Genomic DNA, 16,091 nt, shown 5'->3' with positions numbered 1-16,091 from the left:
AGCCCGCTGCGTCCCGTCCCAAGGTACCGATGATATGAGCGCTATCGACTCCCTTCCTCCCCTGCGTGAGGTGATCGAGACTCACCAGCTTCTGGCGCGCAAATCGCTGGGCCAGAACTTTCTTCTGGATCTGAACCTGACCGCAAAAATCGCCCGTCAGGCCGGCGATCTCAGCGAATGTGATGTGCTGGAAATCGGCCCTGGTCCCGGTGGTCTGACCCGTGGTCTGCTGGCAGAGGGTGCGCGCCGCGTATTGGCGGTGGAGAAGGACAGTCGCTGCATTCCCGCGCTGGCGGAGATTTCCGACGCCTATCCCGGGCGGTTACAAGTGATCGAGGGCGACGCGCTGGAGGTGAACCCCCTTACCCATCTGACACCGCCGATCCGCATCGCCGCCAATCTGCCCTACAACGTCGGCACCGAGCTGCTGGTGCGCTGGCTGACGCCGAAGGCCTGGCCGCCGTTCTGGCAGAGCCTGACCCTGATGTTCCAGCGTGAGGTCGCGGAGCGGATCGTGGCCGTGCCGGGCAGCAAGGCCTATGGGCGACTGGCGTTGCTGGCGCAATGGCGCGCGGATGCCCGTATCGTACTGTCGCTGCCGCCCGAAGCCTTCAGCCCGCCGCCCAAGGTCCATAGCGCGGTGGTGCATCTGAAAGCGCTTGAGGCGCCGCGCTATCCGGCAGATGCCGGAACCCTGAACAAGGTGGTGGCCGCAGCCTTCAACCAGCGCCGCAAGATGCTGCGCGCCAGTCTCAAGAGCGTCAGCCCAGATATCGAGGATCACCTGAATGCCGTTGGTATTCCGCCAACCGAGCGCGCCGAGCAGGTCGGGCTGGAGGCCTTCTGTGCTCTGGCCCGCAGCCTGAAGCCTCTGGACTAGGGATTAATAGGCTGGGCTGAACAGCTGGCCGCGGTGCTGCTGATCGGCAAGCAGAACAGATGATCAAAAAGAAAAACCCCCGGCCTGATCTCAGGCCGGGGGTTTTTCTTTGTCTCATGCAATGCGGCCATGCGCACTGCGTTATTCTGCGGCCTCAGGCGCATCCTCGGCCGAGGGTTTCGGCTTCGGCTTGCGACGAGGCGCAGGTTTGCGCTCCGGTGCCGGGGCAGCCTCGCCTGCGTCTGCTGGCGCGCTCTGCGTGCTTGCAGTTTCTGCAGTGTCATCGCCTTTGGACTCGTCTGCTTTTCCACCTTCAGCCTTGCCGCCCTCTGCCTTGGGCTTGCGGCTGCGCGGTTTGCGGACCTGAGGCTTTTGCGGCTTGCTGTCACCCTCCGCTGCGGCCTGATCGCGGCTCTCGGGGGTTTCCACCAGACCGCTGTCACCGTTGCTGTCGCGCGGGTCCATGACTTCTGGCTGAGGGGCTGCTGCCGGATCATCGCTGCGGCTGCCCGCCTCGCGCTCCTGACGCTCCAGCCGCTCGGCGCGTTCGCGATCACGCTCTGCCTGGCGCTCGCGGTTTTGCCGCTCCTGCTCTTCACGGCGCGCATCGATTTCGCGTTGGGCTTCATTTAGCATGCGCAGGTAATGTTCGGCGTGCTGTTGAAAATTCTCGGTGGCAACACGATCATTGCTCAACTGGGCATCGCGCGCCAGTTGATTGTATTTATCGATGATCTGTTGCGGCGTTCCGCGAACCTTACCCTCAGGGCCAGAGCTGTCGAACACACGGTTGACAACATTTGCGCCTGCTGGGCGATTCCGGTTCGACTTGGAACGCGAACGTGATTTGGACGATCTCATATGCCTAACGTCAGCCTTGATTGTATTTGTCGTGGACCCATATCGGCGCGCCTCTGCGCCGGATCATCGACCATTTTGGGCTTGATGTCGCCGGGAGGTATTCTTGACCTCGCCCGAAGGCGACCTCTTTGAGTAATCATGTTACGCCCGTTCAGACAAGGGGTTAGGCGCTATTATCCGTGCTTTTTCTTACGAAACTGCGAATTCTGGCCATTTTCACGAATTTAGGAGGTGTTTTCGCCACAGCCGCGGCCACAAACCACCCGATCGCGCCCATCGAGATCCTGGATGATACGGACCTCTTTTAGCCCTGCCGACAACAGAAGATCGCTCACGGCGGCGCCTTGTGTCGGGCCGATTTCCAAAAACACCCGCCCCTGCGGCGCCAGATAGCCGCCAAGCTCCGCCGCGATGACGCGATAGGCCGCAAGCCCGTCGCCACCATCGGTCAGCGCCATCTCAGGCTCATGCCCGCGCACTTCATCTGACAGGTCGGACATTTCATCCAGCGCAATATAGGGCGGGTTGGAGACGATCAGATCAAATTGGCCGTCCACCGCCGAAAACCAGTCTGATTGCAGGACTTCGGCGCGCGGCTCGACCCTGTGCAGCACCGCATTGGCGCTAGCCTGCAGACAGGCGGCCTCGCTCAGGTCCACGCCGACACCGGTTGCGTTGGCCTGCTCTGCCAGCAGGGTGACCAGAATGCACCCGGATCCGAGGCCAAGGTCCAGAACCCGCGAGAAGGGTTCGGCCAGTGCCGCCTCGATCAGGCATTCGGTTTCCGGGCGCGGATCCAGCACATCGCCGGAGACCTTGAACCGTCGCCCGTAGAATTCCCGCTCGCCGATCAGATGCGAGACCGGGACCCGGATGGCGCGCAGGGCAATCAGCTGCTCATAGCGTTCGGCAATCTCCGGCGCCAGATCTTCGGGTGCAATCAACGTGACACGGCTGGCCTCGATCCGGGCGGCGTGGGCGAGTAGAACACGCGCATCACGCGCGGGATCCGGAACGCCAGCCGCGCGCAGTCGTGCAGCCGCAGCGGCCATCGCCTGAGCGGCTGTCTGCGGCGCGTTCATTGGCCCATCTCGGCCAGAAGCCGCGCCTGATCATCCGCCGTCAGCGCGTCGATGATTTCATCCAGATCGCCCTGCATGATCTGATCCAGTTTATAGAGCGTCAGATTGATGCGGTGATCCGACATCCGCCCCTGCGGAAAGTTATAGGTCCGGATCCGTTCGGAGCGATCCCCGGAACCGACCTGACTGGCGCGATCCGCTGAGCGTTCGCTGTCAATCCGCTGCCGTTCCAGATCATAGAGCCGCGTCCGCATCACCTGCATGGCAATCTCGCGGTTGCGGTGCTGGGATTTCTCAGAGCTGACAACGATGATGCCGGTCGGAATATGGGTGATCCGCACGGCAGAATCGGTGGTGTTCACATGCTGACCGCCGGCGCCGGAGGCCCGCATGGTGTCGATCCGCAGGTCGCCGGGATCAATGCGCAGATCCACATCTTCCGCCTCGGGCAACACGGCGACGGTAGCAGCGGAGGTGTGAATGCGGCCCCCGGATTCTGTCACGGGCACCCGTTGCACGCGGTGGACACCGGATTCATACTTCAGCCGGGCAAAGACGTTTTCGCCCTTCACATGGGCCACCACTTCTTTCAGCCCGCCCAATTCGGTGGTCTGCTCTTCAATGATCTCAAACCCCCAGCCCCGTGCCTCGGCGTAGCGCTGATACATGCGTAGGAGATCACCGGCAAAAAGGGCTGCCTCATCGCCGCCGGTGCCGGGGCGGATTTCCAGCATAGCCGGGCGCGCGTCCGCCTCATCGCGGGGCAGAAGCGCCAGTTGCAGCGCGTGTTCCGCCTCAGGCAGGGCGGCGCGCAGCTGCGGCAGCTCCTCTTCGGCCAGCTCTGCCATATCGGGATCAGCCAGCATCTGTTCGGCCTCATCCAGATCGGAGAGCAAGCGGCGATAGGCGGTGATCTGCTCCGCAACCGGGCGCAGATCGGAATATTCCTTGGCCAAAGCCGCGATATCCGCACCGGCAACACCCTCGGCCATTGCGGCCTCAAGATACTGGAACCGTTGCAAAATCTGTTCAAGGCGGTCTTCGGGGATCATGCGTGCAATGTCCGTGTTGATCTGTCTTTGGCGGAAAGCTGCCCTTGTGATATGCTAGGGTCATGCAACATGCCAGTCCTCATATCGTGGGAACGGGCCGCCTGCAGCGCTGCGCCCTTGCCGTTACTCCCCCGGAACACACTGTTGTGCCGCCGGGTCGGCAGCTGATGCGGCTTCTTGGTCTTGTGCTGCTGTCTTATGCTGCCGCGACCACGGTCCAAGCAGATGTTACCGCCCCGAACGGGCGCACGATTGACTGCTATTGCACCGACAAGAGCGGCAGCCGGATCGAACTGGGTGAATTTATCTGCCTTCAGGTTGATGGGCGCATGTTCACGGCGCAATGCCAGATGTCGCTGAATGTGCCGATGTGGCGCGAGGTGCAGAAAGGTTGCCTTGCGGCTGAGGCCGATCCGGCACCCGGCCTGTCGGTTGCGACCGCTCCCCTGCCCCGGATCTGACCCTGCAGACAATCGCTTTGCCAACCTACCCCTGCCTTAGAACTATTGCGGCGCGGGCTCCATCTGCGCGATCCAACTGTTGATCCGGTCGTTATTCGCGCCCAGATCAGAGCGGCCAAAACGCAGCCGCGCATAGACCTTCAGCAATTCGCCATGCTGCCGCGCCGTGGTGTAATCGGGAAACCCCAGAAACCGGGTGCGGGTCACATAGGTAACCATCGCATCCTCGACCGAGCCTGCCAGAACACGGGTGCGCGGTGCGTTGCTGGCGACCGCGTGAAACCGCTCTAGCCCGTCCTCGCCGCTGCGCAGCACCCGAAACACCCCCCCGCGAAAGGTCTTGTCCTCGCTGAACTCCGGCTGCGTGTTCCAGTCCAGCGGGTCGCTGGGCGCCAGCCGGATAAAGCCGAGCACCACGACAAGTGCCGCAATGCTCAACCAGACAAATATCATCACTCGACCCATATGGTCCGCTCTCCCTGGTGGCAGCTGCCACTGGACAGCCTGCCTTATTTTGTTGTCACACCCGGCAGCACACAGAGCAGCTCATACAGCAGGTTGGCCGCTGTCAGCGCCGTATTGCCCGATGTGTCATAAGGCGGCGACACTTCGACCATGTCGCAACCCACAATGTTCAGCCCCCGCAAGGCCCGGATCAACTCCAGTGCCTGCGGCGTTGTCAGCCCGCCGATTTCCGGCGTGCCGGTGCCCGGCGCATAAGCCGGGTCAAGACTATCAATATCATAGGAGACATAGACCGGCCTATTGCCGATATCGCGACGAATTTCCGCACCCATGCCGTGCAGGGAGCGGTTCCACAATTCGCTGGCCGGGAAGTGCTGGAAGCCCCAGCGCTGCGCCTCCTTGAAGTCGTCAGCGCCATAGCCGGTACCGCGCAGCCCGATCTGATAGGTCTTGTCGGCGACGATCAGACCCTCCTCATAGGCGCGGCGGAACACGGTGCCATGGGTTTCACGCTCGCCGAACATATCGTCGTTCACATCCGCGTGGGCATCGACATGGACCAGCGCAACAGGTCCGTATTTTTCAGCAATGGCGCGCAGGATCGGCAGGGTAATTGAATGATCCCCGCCCATCGCGACAGGTGTCACCCCGCTGGACAGGATTGCACTGTAGCTTTCCTGAATGATGCGCAGGCTGTCGGACAGGGAGAACGTATTGATCGCCAGATCGCCGATATCGCCGATATTCAGGCTGTCAAACGGTGCCGCGCCGGAGGTCATGTTGTAGGGGCGGATCATCGCGCTTTCGGCGCGGATCTGCTTGGGGCCAAAGCGGGTGCCGGAGCGCCAGGAGGTGCCGATATCCATCGGCACACCCAGAATGGCCACATCCAGCCCGTCAAGCGACGTCGCCTGCGGCAGCCGCATAAAAGTGTTCGGACCGGAAAACCGCGCCAGATCATTGCCGCTGATCGGTTGATTGAAATCAGTCATTGTCTCTCATATTCCAGCCAAGAAGGCAGATAATTTCGGTCGCCACATGGGCACCTGCGATGGCGGTGGCGCCGGTGGTGTCAAACGGAGGGGAAACCTCCACCACGTCGCCGCCTTTGATATTGATGCCTGCAATCTCGCGCAGGATACGGGCCGCCTGCGCCGAGGTCAGCCCACCCCAGACCGGCGTGCCGGTGCCCGGCGCATAGGCCGGATCAAGACAGTCGATATCGAAGGTCAGATAGGTCGGCCGGTCGCCAAGGATCGCCTTGATCCGCTTTGCGGTCTCAACCGGGCCGATTTCATGCACGGTGGGCGCATCGATGATGTTCACGCCCAATGTGTCGTCATTGGTGGTGCGGATCCCGACCTGAACGGATGTTTTGGGGTCCACAAGGCCCATTTTCACCGCTTTGTAGAACATGGTCCCATGGTCGATCCGGTCCATATTGTCATCGGGCCAAGTGTCGGTATGGGCATCAAACTGCAGCAGCGAGATAGGGCCGTATTTCTCTGCATAGGCCTTCAGGATCGGAAAGCTGATATAGTGATCGCCACCCAAGACGACCGAGGCCGTATCGGAGGCCAGAATACCACGGATATGCTCCGTCAGCGCGGCGGGAAAAGCCGGAACATCGGCGTGGTCAAAGGCCAGATCGCCATAGTCGGCGATGGCCAGCGTGCTGAGCGGGCTATGGGGCCAGCCATAGGGTTCATCCGGGCTTTGCAAACAAGACGCCTCGCGGATGGCGCGGGGGCCCAGCCGTGTTCCGGGCCGATTGGTCACCGCCTGATCAAACGGCACGCCCGTAACCGCGATATCCACCCCGGTCAGATCCTTGGTATATTTGCGTCGCAGGAAAGAGGTCGCCCCACCAAAGGTGATCTCAAAGCTGAGACCTTTCATATCCTCACGCGTAAAGGCGTGATCGATCATGTGCTTTGCGTCTTCTAGCGCCATTCTGCGCCTCCTTGTGATGCACCTGCTGTTTGATCAAATAGCGGGTCACATTGTCCTTGTCACCCGTCGTTGGATGCGTTGACCATGGGCTGTGCTCTCTCGACCAGACGGGCAAAAAATGACGCTCCAATCGGCGCGATCTCATCGTTGAAATCATATTTGGGATGATGCAGCCCGGCGCTGTCTCCCTGCCCCAAAAATAGATAGGCGCCGGGGCGGGCCTGCAGCATGTAGGAGAAATCCTCTGCCCCCATTTCGCGCCCGGCCTCCGCCTCGACATTCTCACGGCCTGCGATTTCACCCGCGACGGTGGCAGCGAAACCGGTCTTGGCCGCGTCGTTGATGGTGGCAGGGTAGCCCACCTCATAGTCCAGCTCAGCCTCAACCCCATAGCTGGCCGCCTGCCCGGCGACGATTTCCTTCATCCGCCGCATCACCATCTCCTGCACACGCGGATCGAAGGTGCGCACGGTACCGTTGATATAGGCGGTGTCGGGGATCACGTTATCGACGGTGCCAGTGTGGATCTGGGTGACAGAAACCACGAGATCATCCAGCGCATAGTGGTTGCGCGATACAATTGTCTGAATCGCCTGCGCCATGCCGCAGGCCGCCATCACCGGATCGCGGGTTTCATGCGGCATCGCGCCATGGCCGCCAACACCCTGAATATTGATGTGGAATGTATCCACGGCCGCCATCAGCGGCCCCGGCGTGGTTGCAAAGGCGCCCACAGGCAGACCCGGCGCATTATGCAGCGCATAGACCTCACCAATGTTGAAACGCTCCATGATGCCCTCTTCGACCATAATGCGGGCACCGCCGATGGCCTCCTCCGCAGGCTGGAAGATCAGCGCCACGCGACCTTTGAAATTCCGCGTCTCCGCGAGGTATTTCGCGGCCCCCAAAAGCATGGTGGTGTGACCGTCGTGACCACAGGCGTGCATGTTGCCATCATGACCCGAGACATAGTCTACCCCCGTTTCCTCGGGGATGGGCAGCGCGTCCATGTCGGCGCGCAAACCAATGGTCGGCCCCTCGCCCACCTCGTCTCCCTGTCCGTTGATGATCGCCACCATACCGCTAGTCGCGATCCCCTCATGCAATTCATCCACACCAAATTCGCGTAGCCTCTCAGCCACAAAGGCCGCGGTTTTCGGCAGGTCCAGCGCCAGTTCGGGGATTTGATGCAGATGCCGGCGCCAGGTCTTCATCTCTTCGGCATAGTCGGCAATTCGGTTCACAACCGGCATTGGGGTGGACTCCTTGGTCAGACTCGGGATTGATGCATCTGACACTGGAACAAGAGCCGCCGCAATGCCCGAAACCAATCTCATCCACAATGAAACTGCCGGCATCGAACGGCTGTTGGAAATCATGCGCCGCTTGCGGGATCCAAAGGGCGGCTGCCCCTGGGATATCGAGCAGGATTTTACCAGCATCGCACCCTATACCATTGAAGAAGCTTACGAAGTTGCCGACGCGATTGAGCGTGAAGCCTGGGATGAGCTGAAGGGGGAGTTGGGCGATCTGCTGTTTCAATCGGTGTTTCATGCCCAAATGGCGGCAGAGGCCGGTCATTTCACCTTTCAGGATGTGGTCACCACCATGTCCAACAAGATGGTGTCGCGCCATCCGCATGTCTTTGGCGATGAGAGCCGCGAAAAATCCGCTGACCAGCAGACCGCCGACTGGGAGGCAATCAAGGCGGCGGAACGCGCTGACAAGGCACAACAGGGCACCTTGGATGGCGTTGCGGTCGGCCTGCCCGCCCTTCTGCGCGCTTATAAGCTGCAAAAACGCGCCGCGCGTGTCGGCTTCGACTGGCCCTCAGCAGCGAATGTGATCGACAAGATCGCCGAAGAATCTGCCGAACTGGTCGAGGCGCGCGACAGCCTGAGCCAGGCCGAGGTGGAGGAAGAGTTTGGAGACCTGATGTTTGTGATGGCCAATCTGGGCCGCCATCTGGGTGTAGAACCGGAGGCAGCGCTCCGGGCTGCCAATGCCAAGTTCACCCGCCGGTTTGAGGGCGTCGAAGCCAAGCTGGCCGCCCGTGGCAAACGCCCCGAAAACAGCGATCTGGCCGAAATGGATGCGCTTTGGGATGAGGTGAAGGCCGAGAGCCGCGCCGCCAATCGCACCAGCGACAGCTGACCCCCACGCCTTGTCCCTGCCCTGTCACAGCCCCATATCCTGAATCATGTTGCGTTTGACCCCCATCCTTCTGGCCGTGATCTACGGGTTGGTGATGTATCGCCTGTCGGTCTGGCGCACCCATCGCGCCCTTGACCAGCAATCCACCGAGTTAGCCGACGCCCGCCTGCGTCAGTTGACCGACCGCATGGCAGCGGCTCTCGGGATCACTCATATCCCGGTCTATATCTACGAGGTCGATCCGGTAAACGGGCTGGCCGCACCTGATGGCCGGATTTTCATCACCCGCGGGTTTTATCGCAAATACCGCAGTGGCGAGGTCAGCGACGCCGAACTGGCCTCGGTCATCGCCCATGAGCTGGGCCATGTGGCACTGGGACACGCCAAAAAGCGCATGATCGATTTCTCTGGACAGAACGCTCTGCGCACCGCCCTGATGCTGATCATCGGTCGCTTTGTGCCCTTTGTCGGGCCGTGGATCGCCAATGTGCTCACCTCGCTTTTGGCCGCCCGGTTGTCGCGCAGCGATGAGTATGAGGCTGACGAATATGCGGCCGCCTTGCTGACCAAATCCGGCATTGGAATCGCGCCGCAAAAGAGCCTGTTTCGTAAGCTGGAAGATCTGACACAGGCCCGCAGCGGCATGGCTCCCGCCTGGCTGATGAGCCACCCGAAGACCGAGGAGCGCATCGCCGCCCTCGACCGGTTGGAAGCAAAGTGGGACGGCCCCAAAGCATAAGCTTCCCCCTGTAACCACCTGCAAGATATGGTTAATGAGAGGTAACAGATCCCAGTAGATCCCTGCCTCTTGCCAAGGCGGGAAACCTTCCCCACATGGGAAGGTAACAGTTATCCTTCTGCCCCATTCAGTCACATTGCCAGCTCCCCCTAAGCAACGGCACTGGGAATTCATAGGAGCCCCCATGCGCTACTCTGTTCTTGACCTTGCTCCCGTGCCCGAAGGCCAGACGATTGCCCAGTCCTTGCGCAATAGCACCGAGCTGGCCCAGCGGGCTGAAAGCTGGGGCTATCACCGCTATTGGCTGGCCGAACATCACAACATGCCGGGCATCGCAAGTGCCGCGACGGCAGTGCTGATTGGCCATATCGCCGCGCAGACCCGCTCAATCCGGGTCGGGGCTGGCGGCATCATGCTGCCCAATCATGCACCCTATATGGTCGCGGAGGCCTTTGGCACGCTGGCAAGCCTGCATGGCGACCGGATTGATCTGGGATTAGGCCGCGCGCCCGGAACTGATATGCAGACGGCGCGCGCCTTGCGCCGGGGCATGGCCCATGACCATGCCTCCGGTGACAGCTTCCCGCAGGATGTCATTGATCTGATGGGTTTTCTGGGCGCTGATGATCCATCGCGCGCGGTGCGCGCCTTCCCGGGACAGGACACCCATGTGCCGGTCTGGATGCTCGGCTCCAGCCTCTATGGCGCGCAGCTGGCGGCGCATCTCGGGCTGCCCTATGCTTTTGCCTCGCATTTCGCCCCTGCGGCGCTGGAAGAGGCGCTGGAGGTCTACCGCCGCCAGTTCCAGCCCTCTGCCAACCTCTCTGCCCCCCATACGATGATGGCGATCAATGTCTTTGCCGCCGAGAGCGACGACGAGGGCCGCCGCCTGCGAACCACGATGCAGCAGGCCTTCGCCCGGTTGCGTCTTGGAAAGCCAGGCAAATTGCCCGCGCCGGTGGATGACATCACTGACCACATCCCCGCGCCGGTGCTCTCAGGCGTGAATGAGGCGCTGCGCATTTCAGCCACGGGGAGCAAGGACACCGTGCGCGCAGAACTCTCATCCATTCTTGAGCGCTATCGCCCCGATGAGGTGATCATCACGGGGCAGATCCATGACCATGCGGCACGGCTCAGATCCTTTGAAATTGCCGCTGACATCCTGAGCAGCGTTTAAAGCTGTCGTCAGCGCGTCAAAGCCTTGGCCAGCCGCGGCAAGCGCGCTTTTTTCAGCAGCGGACGCAGCTCCCAGCCGCCACCAGAGAGCCGGTTGGCCTCGGCAAGCACCGAGGTTGCCACCTCTGACAGACCGTTGGGATCCTTCAGCCAAAGATCATAAAGCAGCTGATCTGGGCCAATCCGCTCCAGCCCTTCCTCAGCCAGTGTGTGGCGGGGAAAATCCTTGTTGTTGACCGTCACGACCGCATCCGCATGGCCAACAATCGCCGCCGCCAGCACGTGAATATCCGCCAGATCCGGCAACCAGAGCCGCGCCTCTACTGCGGGTGTGGGGGTGATGGCTGCTCTCGGCCAAGCGGCGGTAATCAGGGCGATTTCACCCCGCGCCTGCGCCTCGCCCGTGGGGCCGATCTTGCGCGCGGCCCGCGCCCATTCTTCCAGGATACGCGGCGACCACAGCGGGGTGAAATGGCCGATCCGGGCCGTGCCCAGCAGCATCTCCCGCATCACCGTCGGATAGAGCACGCAGGCATCCAGAAGCAGTTTCATCGCCAGAACACCCGCGCCAGATCAGTCGAGCCGGAAGAAAACGGCCTTCAGATAGCCGCTTTCAGCCAGTTGAGGCAGCTGCGGATGATCTGCACCCGCATATCCGGTGTGCAGCAGCTGGCTGCGCCGCCCACCGCGCCCGATCCCGCGCGCAGAAGCATTGCGGAAGCGGCTAAGATCAGCGGCATGGGAACAAGAGCAGAGGCCCAGATACCCACCCGGAGCCACCAGCGGCGCAGCCAGTTTGGCAATCCGCTCATAGGCGCGCAGGCCCGCCTCAAGTGCTTGTTTCGACGGGGCAAAGGCGGGCGGATCACAAATCACCACGTCAAACTGCACGCCTTCCTCGGCCAGCTGTGTCAACACCTCAAAGGCATCGCCCTGCCGCGCCGCGAACCGATCCGCAAAATCACTGGCCGCAGCCCCTTCGCGAGCCAGGTCCAGCGCCGGGGCGGAGCCATCAACGCAGGTTGCCTCTGCAGCACCCGCAGCCAGCATCGCCAGACCAAAGCCACCCACGTGGGAAAACACGTCGAGCACCTTGGCACCGGGTTTCACCAGTTTCGCAGCAAAGGCGTGGTTGTCGCGCTGGTCGTAGAACAACCCGGTTTTCTGCCCGCCGGTCAGATCCGCCATATAGGTCGCGCCATTCATCGTGACCTGCACCGGGGCCTCCGGGGTCGTGCCGCGCAGGGTTGTGCTGACATCATCCAGCCCTTCCAGGCTGCGCGCCCTGCCGGAGGCGTTTTTCAGAACGGTGGTGACCCCGGTGACCGCAACCAGCGCGTCGGTCAGCGCATCGAGATGGGCCTCGGCCCAGGCTGCATTGGGCTGCACCACGCAGGTATCGCCAAACCGGTCGATCACCACGCCGGGCAAGCCGTCGGATTCGGCATGGGCCAGCCGGTAATAGGGCGCATCATAAAGCTGTTCGCGCAACGCCAGTGCGCGGCTCAGGCGGGTCTCGAACCAATCCTGGTTGATCTCAGCCGCCGGATCCGTGTCCAGCATGCGCGCGATGATCTTGCTCTCGGGGTTGATCGCGACCAGACCCATCGACGTCATGCCGTCATCTTCCAGCACCGCGAGCGTGCCGGGGGCCAGCTTGCGGGTACGCCGGTCGGTGACCAGCTCATTGGCATAGACCCATGGGAAGCCGTGACGCAGAGCGCGGGCATTGGCTTTGGGTTTCAGTTTTACGCGGGCGCGCTCGGGCGCGGAGGGAGAAGCTGTCATATGCCCCTCTTACCCCCAACCTCTGCCCGTTGAAAGAGCGTGTTGGATCAGGCGCAGATCACCTGCGTCGCAGGGCCTTGCGGCACGCGTTGCGGTCGGCACCTGCGCGGCGCCCGTCCGGTTACCGCGCGCGCGACCGCCAGCCGCCGCGCCTGCGGGGTTTGGCGGCGCTCTGCAGTCCCTCGCGCAGCACCGCCGTCATCGGATGATCCGGGTGATCCGCTGCCACCTGTTCAAGCAGGGCTGACATTGCCTGACGGCTATCAACCCCATCGGGCAGGCTCAGCGCCCAATCCAGAAAAATGCTGCGGCATTCCCCGTTCTGAATCCCGTCGATGCAAAAACTCTCCCGGATCAGCCCCTTGGGATCAAGCTGGGCAAGCGGTGCATGTGGTGTCGCCTCAGTCGTCATGGCCGCTGGCCCCTTCTCTCTCCAATGCGGCGGCGATGATATCACCGCACCGCGCGTAGCGCGCCGTCAAATCCGCTTCCAATGCGGCAAGATCCGCGTAGCCGGTGCTGCGGCAAAGAAACAACGCACCGCCCTCTCCCAGGGTCTGCGCATCAATGGCCTTGCCCGAAACCAGTCGCGCCGCTGTCTGCACCGACCAGAATAGATCATAGCCGCGCTGCAATTCAGCCGCATCTGCGGCATCCAGCCAGCCACAGGCGACAGCGCCCTCCAGACCAGCGGCCACATCCTGTCCGGTCGCCTCGCTGAGCAAGACCCCTGCCTGAGCGATCAGCTCGATGTCCATCATCCGCCCCGCGCCAGTCTTGGCGTCCCAGGGGCCGCTTGGCGCCTTGGCAGCAGCGAGACGCGCCCGCATCTTCGCGACATCCGGCAGGATCGCATCCCGACTGCGAGGGGCTGCTAGAAATGTACGGCGAAACGCAGCGATATCCTGCGCCAGACCAGCGGCCGCAGGCAGCGGTGCGATTGCGACCACACGTGCCCGGGTCAGTGCCAGATGCTCCCAGACCCAGGCGTCATTGCGTTGATACTGGCAGAAGCTCTCCAGACTGGTGGCCACCGGCCCCTGCGTGCCCGAGGGGCGCAGCCGCATGTCCACCTCATAGAGCTGGCCCTGCGACATCCGCGCCGTCAGCGCCGTGATCAGCGCCTGCGTCAGCCGCGCATAATAGGGGCGCGTCGCCAGTGGTCGCGGCCCGTCCGAAGCCTCTGCCGTTCCCGGATCATAGATCACAATGACGTCCAGATCTGACAGCGCATTGATCCGCCCCGCGCCCAGCGACCCCATTCCAAGAACGGCTGCGCCGCGCCCCGGCGGGGGGCCGTGCTTTTGCGCGAACTGCTGCACCACCACCGGCGCCAGCCCAGCAATCACAACCTCTGCCAGTTCAGCATATTGCGCCCCGGCTGTTGCGGCATCAATCAACCCGCGCAGGTGGTGCACGCCGATGCGGAAATGCCATTCCTTACACCAGCGTCTGGTCGCATCCAGCTGCGTCTCATAATCCTCTTCCTGCGCCAGCACCGCCGCCAGCAACTGACCCAACGCCTCACGTCCGGGCCAGTCATCAAAAAACGACCCTCCGATCACCGCGTCAAATACGCTGGAATTGCGCGACAGATAGCTCGCCAGCGTGCCAGAGGTGCCAACAATATCAATCAGCAGATCAATCAGCTGCGGATTGGCCTCAAACAGCGAAAACAGCTGCACCCCCGCAGGCAGCCCGGCCAGAAACCCGTCCAGCGCCACCAAGGCCTCTGCCGGTTGGGCGGTGCGCGACAACCGCGCCAGCAGTTCTGGCTTCAGCCGCTCAAAGATCTGCGCCCCCCGCGCCGAGCGCAGCGCCGGATAGGTGGGCCAACGGGCCAGGATATCGCTGTCCAATGCATCCGGCAGGGTTTGAGGCGCAACCTCCGGCGGTGCATCCGGCGCGAAAAACCCTTCGCTCAACTCATGCACCTCCTGCAACCGCGCCTTGGTCTGCGCCAGCAGCGCCGCCGGGTCACGGTCCATCAGGCAGGCAATCCGGGCGATGCCATCCTCAGACTGTGGCATCCGGTGAGTCTGGGCGTCATGCACCATCTGGATCCGGTGCTCCACCTCTCGGTGGGCGACATAATGCGCGCCAAGCTGGTCGCAGACATCCTGTGGCACCCAATCCTTTGCGGCCAACGCCCGCAGCCCGTCCAGAGTGCCGCGCGGACGCAGGCTTTCATCACGCCCACCCGCGATCAGCTGCCGGGTCTGGGTGAAAAACTCAATCTCGCGAATGCCACCACGCCCCAGCTTCATATCATGGCCGGGCACAGTCAGCGGGCCACCGGTGCCTTTGTTCTCGCGGATCCGCAGACGCATATCATGGGCATCCTGAATGGCTGCGAAATCCAAATGCCGCCGCCAGACGAAGGGGCGCAGCGTCTGCAAGAAATCCGCGCCCGCCTTCAGATCACCGGCGCAGGGGCGCGCCTTGATGTAGGCCGCCCGTTCCCAAGTGCGACCAAGGCTCTCATAGTAGCGCTCCGCCGCCTCCATCGCCATGGCAACCGGCGTCACCGACGGGTCGGGCCGCAGCCGCAGGTCGGTGCGGAACACATAGCCATCAGCGGTGCGCTCACTGAGCACCGTACACATATTGCGGGTGGCCCGAACCATGCCCTGACGCGCCTCATAGAAATCATCAGGGTCAAACCGTGTCTCATCAAAGAGGCAGATCATGTCGATGTCCGAGCTGTAGTTCAGCTCATAGGCGCCCATTTTGCCCATCGCCAAAAGAGTCAGCCCGCCCGCTGTGTCAACATCCGCTTCTGTCAGTCCCGGCAATTTCTTACGGCGGATGAGGGCGGCGATCTCGGCCTTGATGGCAACATCTGCGCAAAGCTCTGCAAACTGTGTCAGCGCGGTGGTCACCTGCATGAGATCCCAGGCCCCGGCCAGATCACATAACCCGCTCAGCAACGCCAGCTGGCGCTTGGCCCGCCGCAGCCCCGGCTTCAGCTGGTCTGGCGCCAAAGCCCGCACATCCGCAAAAATGCCTGCAAGAGCTGTCTGCGGGTCCGCCAGCGCGGGCGCCAGCCAATCCGCCTCGCGGCTAATCAACTCCTTCAGATAAGGGCTGGACCCTGCCGCACCGGCCACCAGACGGGCCTGATCACCGTGAAGAGCAGGCACAAGTGCCAGCGCATCCTGTCCCAGATCTGCATCAAATGCCCGTGGAAGGCGCTGAATTTCAATTGACTGTCCCATGTGGTGACACTGCGATCAGATGTAGTCGCCGTCAATCGGCGAAACCACACTAACGCGCTGCCATATAGCAAAGGATGACGTAAGGTAAGGAATACCGGAATAGCCCCCTGGTTAACGATAGGTTAATGCTGTTTCTGCGGCTGCGCTCACGTTCCGGGGGCCTGTCAGACAGCTTTGTAGTAACGAGTGATACGGTGATCAGCGGCACGCAGACGTCCAGAATCGGACGGCACCGTCCTGTCGCCCTCATCAGGTATAT

At 62.1% G+C, this 16,091-nt stretch carries 16 protein-coding genes; 5 read left to right on the top strand and 11 right to left on the bottom strand.

The genetic code is table 11. The annotated features are described in order from the left end of the window. Positions 1-34 precede the first annotated feature (34 nt). Positions 35-880: a 16S rRNA (adenine(1518)-N(6)/adenine(1519)-N(6))-dimethyltransferase RsmA gene (rsmA, locus tag INHI_RS0106330; RefSeq protein WP_014874971.1), complete on the top strand. Its 846-nt coding sequence runs from the start codon at positions 35-37 to the stop codon at positions 878-880. Positions 881-1,021: 141 nt separating this feature from the next. On the opposite strand, the gene INHI_RS0106320 is transcribed toward rsmA, so the two are convergent. From INHI_RS0106320 to prfA, 3 genes are all read right to left on the bottom strand, one after another. Then, a complete protein-coding gene (locus tag INHI_RS0106320; RefSeq protein WP_027247115.1) occupies positions 1,022-1,741 on the bottom strand; it encodes a DUF4167 domain-containing protein in 720 nt (239 codons plus the stop codon). A gap of 224 nt (positions 1,742-1,965) precedes the next feature. Beyond that, positions 1,966-2,823, bottom strand: a complete 858-nt coding sequence (gene prmC, locus INHI_RS0106315) for a peptide chain release factor N(5)-glutamine methyltransferase (protein WP_027247114.1) — start codon at positions 2,821-2,823, stop codon at positions 1,966-1,968. Further along, complete coding sequence (prfA, locus tag INHI_RS0106310; RefSeq protein WP_027247113.1) at positions 2,820-3,875, bottom strand: peptide chain release factor 1; 1,056 nt, start codon at positions 3,873-3,875, stop codon at positions 2,820-2,822. The genes prmC and prfA overlap by 4 nt, the downstream gene beginning before the upstream one ends. A 62-nt stretch (positions 3,876-3,937) precedes the next feature. Here prfA and INHI_RS0106305 point away from each other — a divergent pair, with 62 nt between their 5' ends. Beyond that, positions 3,938-4,336, top strand: coding sequence for a hypothetical protein (locus tag INHI_RS0106305; protein WP_014880338.1), 399 nt, complete (start codon positions 3,938-3,940; stop codon positions 4,334-4,336). A gap of 42 nt (positions 4,337-4,378) precedes the next feature. Here the strand turns inward: INHI_RS0106305 and INHI_RS0106300 are convergent, their stop codons facing one another. The 4 genes from INHI_RS0106300 to INHI_RS0106285 are packed head-to-tail and all read right to left on the bottom strand — an operon-like array spanning position 4,379 to position 8,007. Beyond that, positions 4,379-4,801, bottom strand: coding sequence for a DUF1499 domain-containing protein (locus tag INHI_RS0106300; protein ID WP_014874976.1), 423 nt, complete (start codon positions 4,799-4,801; stop codon positions 4,379-4,381). A 44-nt stretch (positions 4,802-4,845) separates the two neighbouring features. Further along, entirely contained in the window at positions 4,846-5,793 is a 948-nt protein-coding gene (speB, locus tag INHI_RS0106295) for an agmatinase (protein WP_027247112.1), read from the bottom strand. Then, positions 5,786-6,754, bottom strand: coding sequence for an agmatinase (speB, locus tag INHI_RS0106290; protein WP_027247111.1), 969 nt, complete (start codon positions 6,752-6,754; stop codon positions 5,786-5,788). Before speB (INHI_RS0106290) ends, speB (INHI_RS0106295) begins: the two co-directional genes overlap by 8 nt. Before the next feature lie 59 nt (positions 6,755-6,813). Then, positions 6,814-8,007 carry a M20 aminoacylase family protein gene (locus tag INHI_RS0106285; RefSeq protein WP_027247110.1) on the bottom strand — a complete coding sequence of 398 codons (1,194 nt, stop codon included), beginning with the start codon at positions 8,005-8,007 and terminating at the stop codon, positions 6,814-6,816. 64 nt (positions 8,008-8,071) lie between these two features. Between INHI_RS0106285 and mazG the strand changes: the two genes are divergently transcribed. From mazG to INHI_RS0106270, 3 genes are all read left to right on the top strand, one after another. After that, positions 8,072-8,908, top strand: a complete 837-nt coding sequence (gene mazG, locus INHI_RS0106280; protein WP_027247109.1) for a nucleoside triphosphate pyrophosphohydrolase — start codon at positions 8,072-8,074, stop codon at positions 8,906-8,908. 46 nt (positions 8,909-8,954) lie between these two features. Next, the gene (locus INHI_RS0106275; protein ID WP_027247108.1) at positions 8,955-9,647 is read left to right on the top strand and encodes a M48 family metallopeptidase; all 693 of its coding nucleotides are present in this window, start codon (positions 8,955-8,957) and stop codon (positions 9,645-9,647) included. A 184-nt stretch (positions 9,648-9,831) separates the two neighbouring features. After that, entirely contained in the window at positions 9,832-10,827 is a 996-nt protein-coding gene (locus INHI_RS0106270) for an LLM class flavin-dependent oxidoreductase (RefSeq protein WP_014880343.1), read from the top strand. A gap of 8 nt (positions 10,828-10,835) precedes the next feature. Here the strand turns inward: INHI_RS0106270 and INHI_RS0106265 are convergent, their stop codons facing one another. The 4 genes from INHI_RS0106265 to glnE form a co-directional block, all read right to left on the bottom strand. Then, the gene (locus tag INHI_RS0106265; protein ID WP_014880344.1) at positions 10,836-11,378 is read right to left on the bottom strand and encodes an RSP_2648 family PIN domain-containing protein; all 543 of its coding nucleotides are present in this window, start codon (positions 11,376-11,378) and stop codon (positions 10,836-10,838) included. 21 nt (positions 11,379-11,399) lie between these two features. Beyond that, a complete protein-coding gene (locus INHI_RS0106260) occupies positions 11,400-12,614 on the bottom strand; it encodes an RSP_2647 family RNA methyltransferase (RefSeq protein WP_027247107.1) in 1,215 nt (404 codons plus the stop codon). Positions 12,615-12,735: 121 nt separating this feature from the next. Then, complete coding sequence (locus INHI_RS0106255) at positions 12,736-13,026, bottom strand: hypothetical protein (protein WP_014880346.1); 291 nt, start codon at positions 13,024-13,026, stop codon at positions 12,736-12,738. Next, positions 13,016-15,832 carry a bifunctional [glutamate--ammonia ligase]-adenylyl-L-tyrosine phosphorylase/[glutamate--ammonia-ligase] adenylyltransferase gene (gene glnE, locus INHI_RS0106250; RefSeq protein WP_027247106.1) on the bottom strand — a complete coding sequence of 939 codons (2,817 nt, stop codon included), beginning with the start codon at positions 15,830-15,832 and terminating at the stop codon, positions 13,016-13,018. Before glnE ends, INHI_RS0106255 begins: the two co-directional genes overlap by 11 nt. Between the last annotated feature and the right edge of the window lie 259 nt (positions 15,833-16,091).

This window comes from Phaeobacter inhibens DSM 16374 (genome assembly GCF_000473105.1).
GTDB lineage: Bacteria > Pseudomonadota > Alphaproteobacteria > Rhodobacterales > Rhodobacteraceae > Phaeobacter > Phaeobacter inhibens.
This window is presented reverse-complemented; position numbering and strand designations above follow the sequence as displayed.

Excerpts from the sequence above, each read along its gene's own strand:
- rsmA (WP_014874971.1), top strand. The coding sequence starts at position 35 with ATGAGCGCTATCGACTCCCTTCCTCCCCTGCGTGAGGTGATCGAGACT.
- INHI_RS0106320 (WP_027247115.1), bottom strand. The coding sequence starts at position 1,741 with ATGAGATCGTCCAAATCACGTTCGCGTTCCAAGTCGAACCGGAATCGC.
- prmC (WP_027247114.1), bottom strand. The coding sequence starts at position 2,823 with ATGAACGCGCCGCAGACAGCCGCTCAGGCGATGGCCGCTGCGGCTGCA.
- prfA (WP_027247113.1), bottom strand. The coding sequence starts at position 3,875 with ATGATCCCCGAAGACCGCCTTGAACAGATTTTGCAACGGTTCCAGTAT.
- INHI_RS0106305 (WP_014880338.1), top strand. The coding sequence starts at position 3,938 with ATGCAACATGCCAGTCCTCATATCGTGGGAACGGGCCGCCTGCAGCGC.
- INHI_RS0106300 (WP_014874976.1), bottom strand. The coding sequence starts at position 4,801 with ATGGGTCGAGTGATGATATTTGTCTGGTTGAGCATTGCGGCACTTGTC.
- speB (WP_027247112.1), bottom strand. The coding sequence starts at position 5,793 with ATGACTGATTTCAATCAACCGATCAGCGGCAATGATCTGGCGCGGTTT.
- speB (WP_027247111.1), bottom strand. The coding sequence starts at position 6,754 with ATGGCGCTAGAAGACGCAAAGCACATGATCGATCACGCCTTTACGCGT.
- INHI_RS0106285 (WP_027247110.1), bottom strand. The coding sequence starts at position 8,007 with ATGCCGGTTGTGAACCGAATTGCCGACTATGCCGAAGAGATGAAGACC.
- mazG (WP_027247109.1), top strand. The coding sequence starts at position 8,072 with ATGCCCGAAACCAATCTCATCCACAATGAAACTGCCGGCATCGAACGG.
- INHI_RS0106275 (WP_027247108.1), top strand. The coding sequence starts at position 8,955 with ATGTTGCGTTTGACCCCCATCCTTCTGGCCGTGATCTACGGGTTGGTG.
- INHI_RS0106270 (WP_014880343.1), top strand. The coding sequence starts at position 9,832 with ATGCGCTACTCTGTTCTTGACCTTGCTCCCGTGCCCGAAGGCCAGACG.
- INHI_RS0106265 (WP_014880344.1), bottom strand. The coding sequence starts at position 11,378 with ATGAAACTGCTTCTGGATGCCTGCGTGCTCTATCCGACGGTGATGCGG.
- INHI_RS0106260 (WP_027247107.1), bottom strand. The coding sequence starts at position 12,614 with ATGACAGCTTCTCCCTCCGCGCCCGAGCGCGCCCGCGTAAAACTGAAA.
- INHI_RS0106255 (WP_014880346.1), bottom strand. The coding sequence starts at position 13,026 with ATGACGACTGAGGCGACACCACATGCACCGCTTGCCCAGCTTGATCCC.
- glnE (WP_027247106.1), bottom strand. The coding sequence starts at position 15,832 with ATGGGACAGTCAATTGAAATTCAGCGCCTTCCACGGGCATTTGATGCA.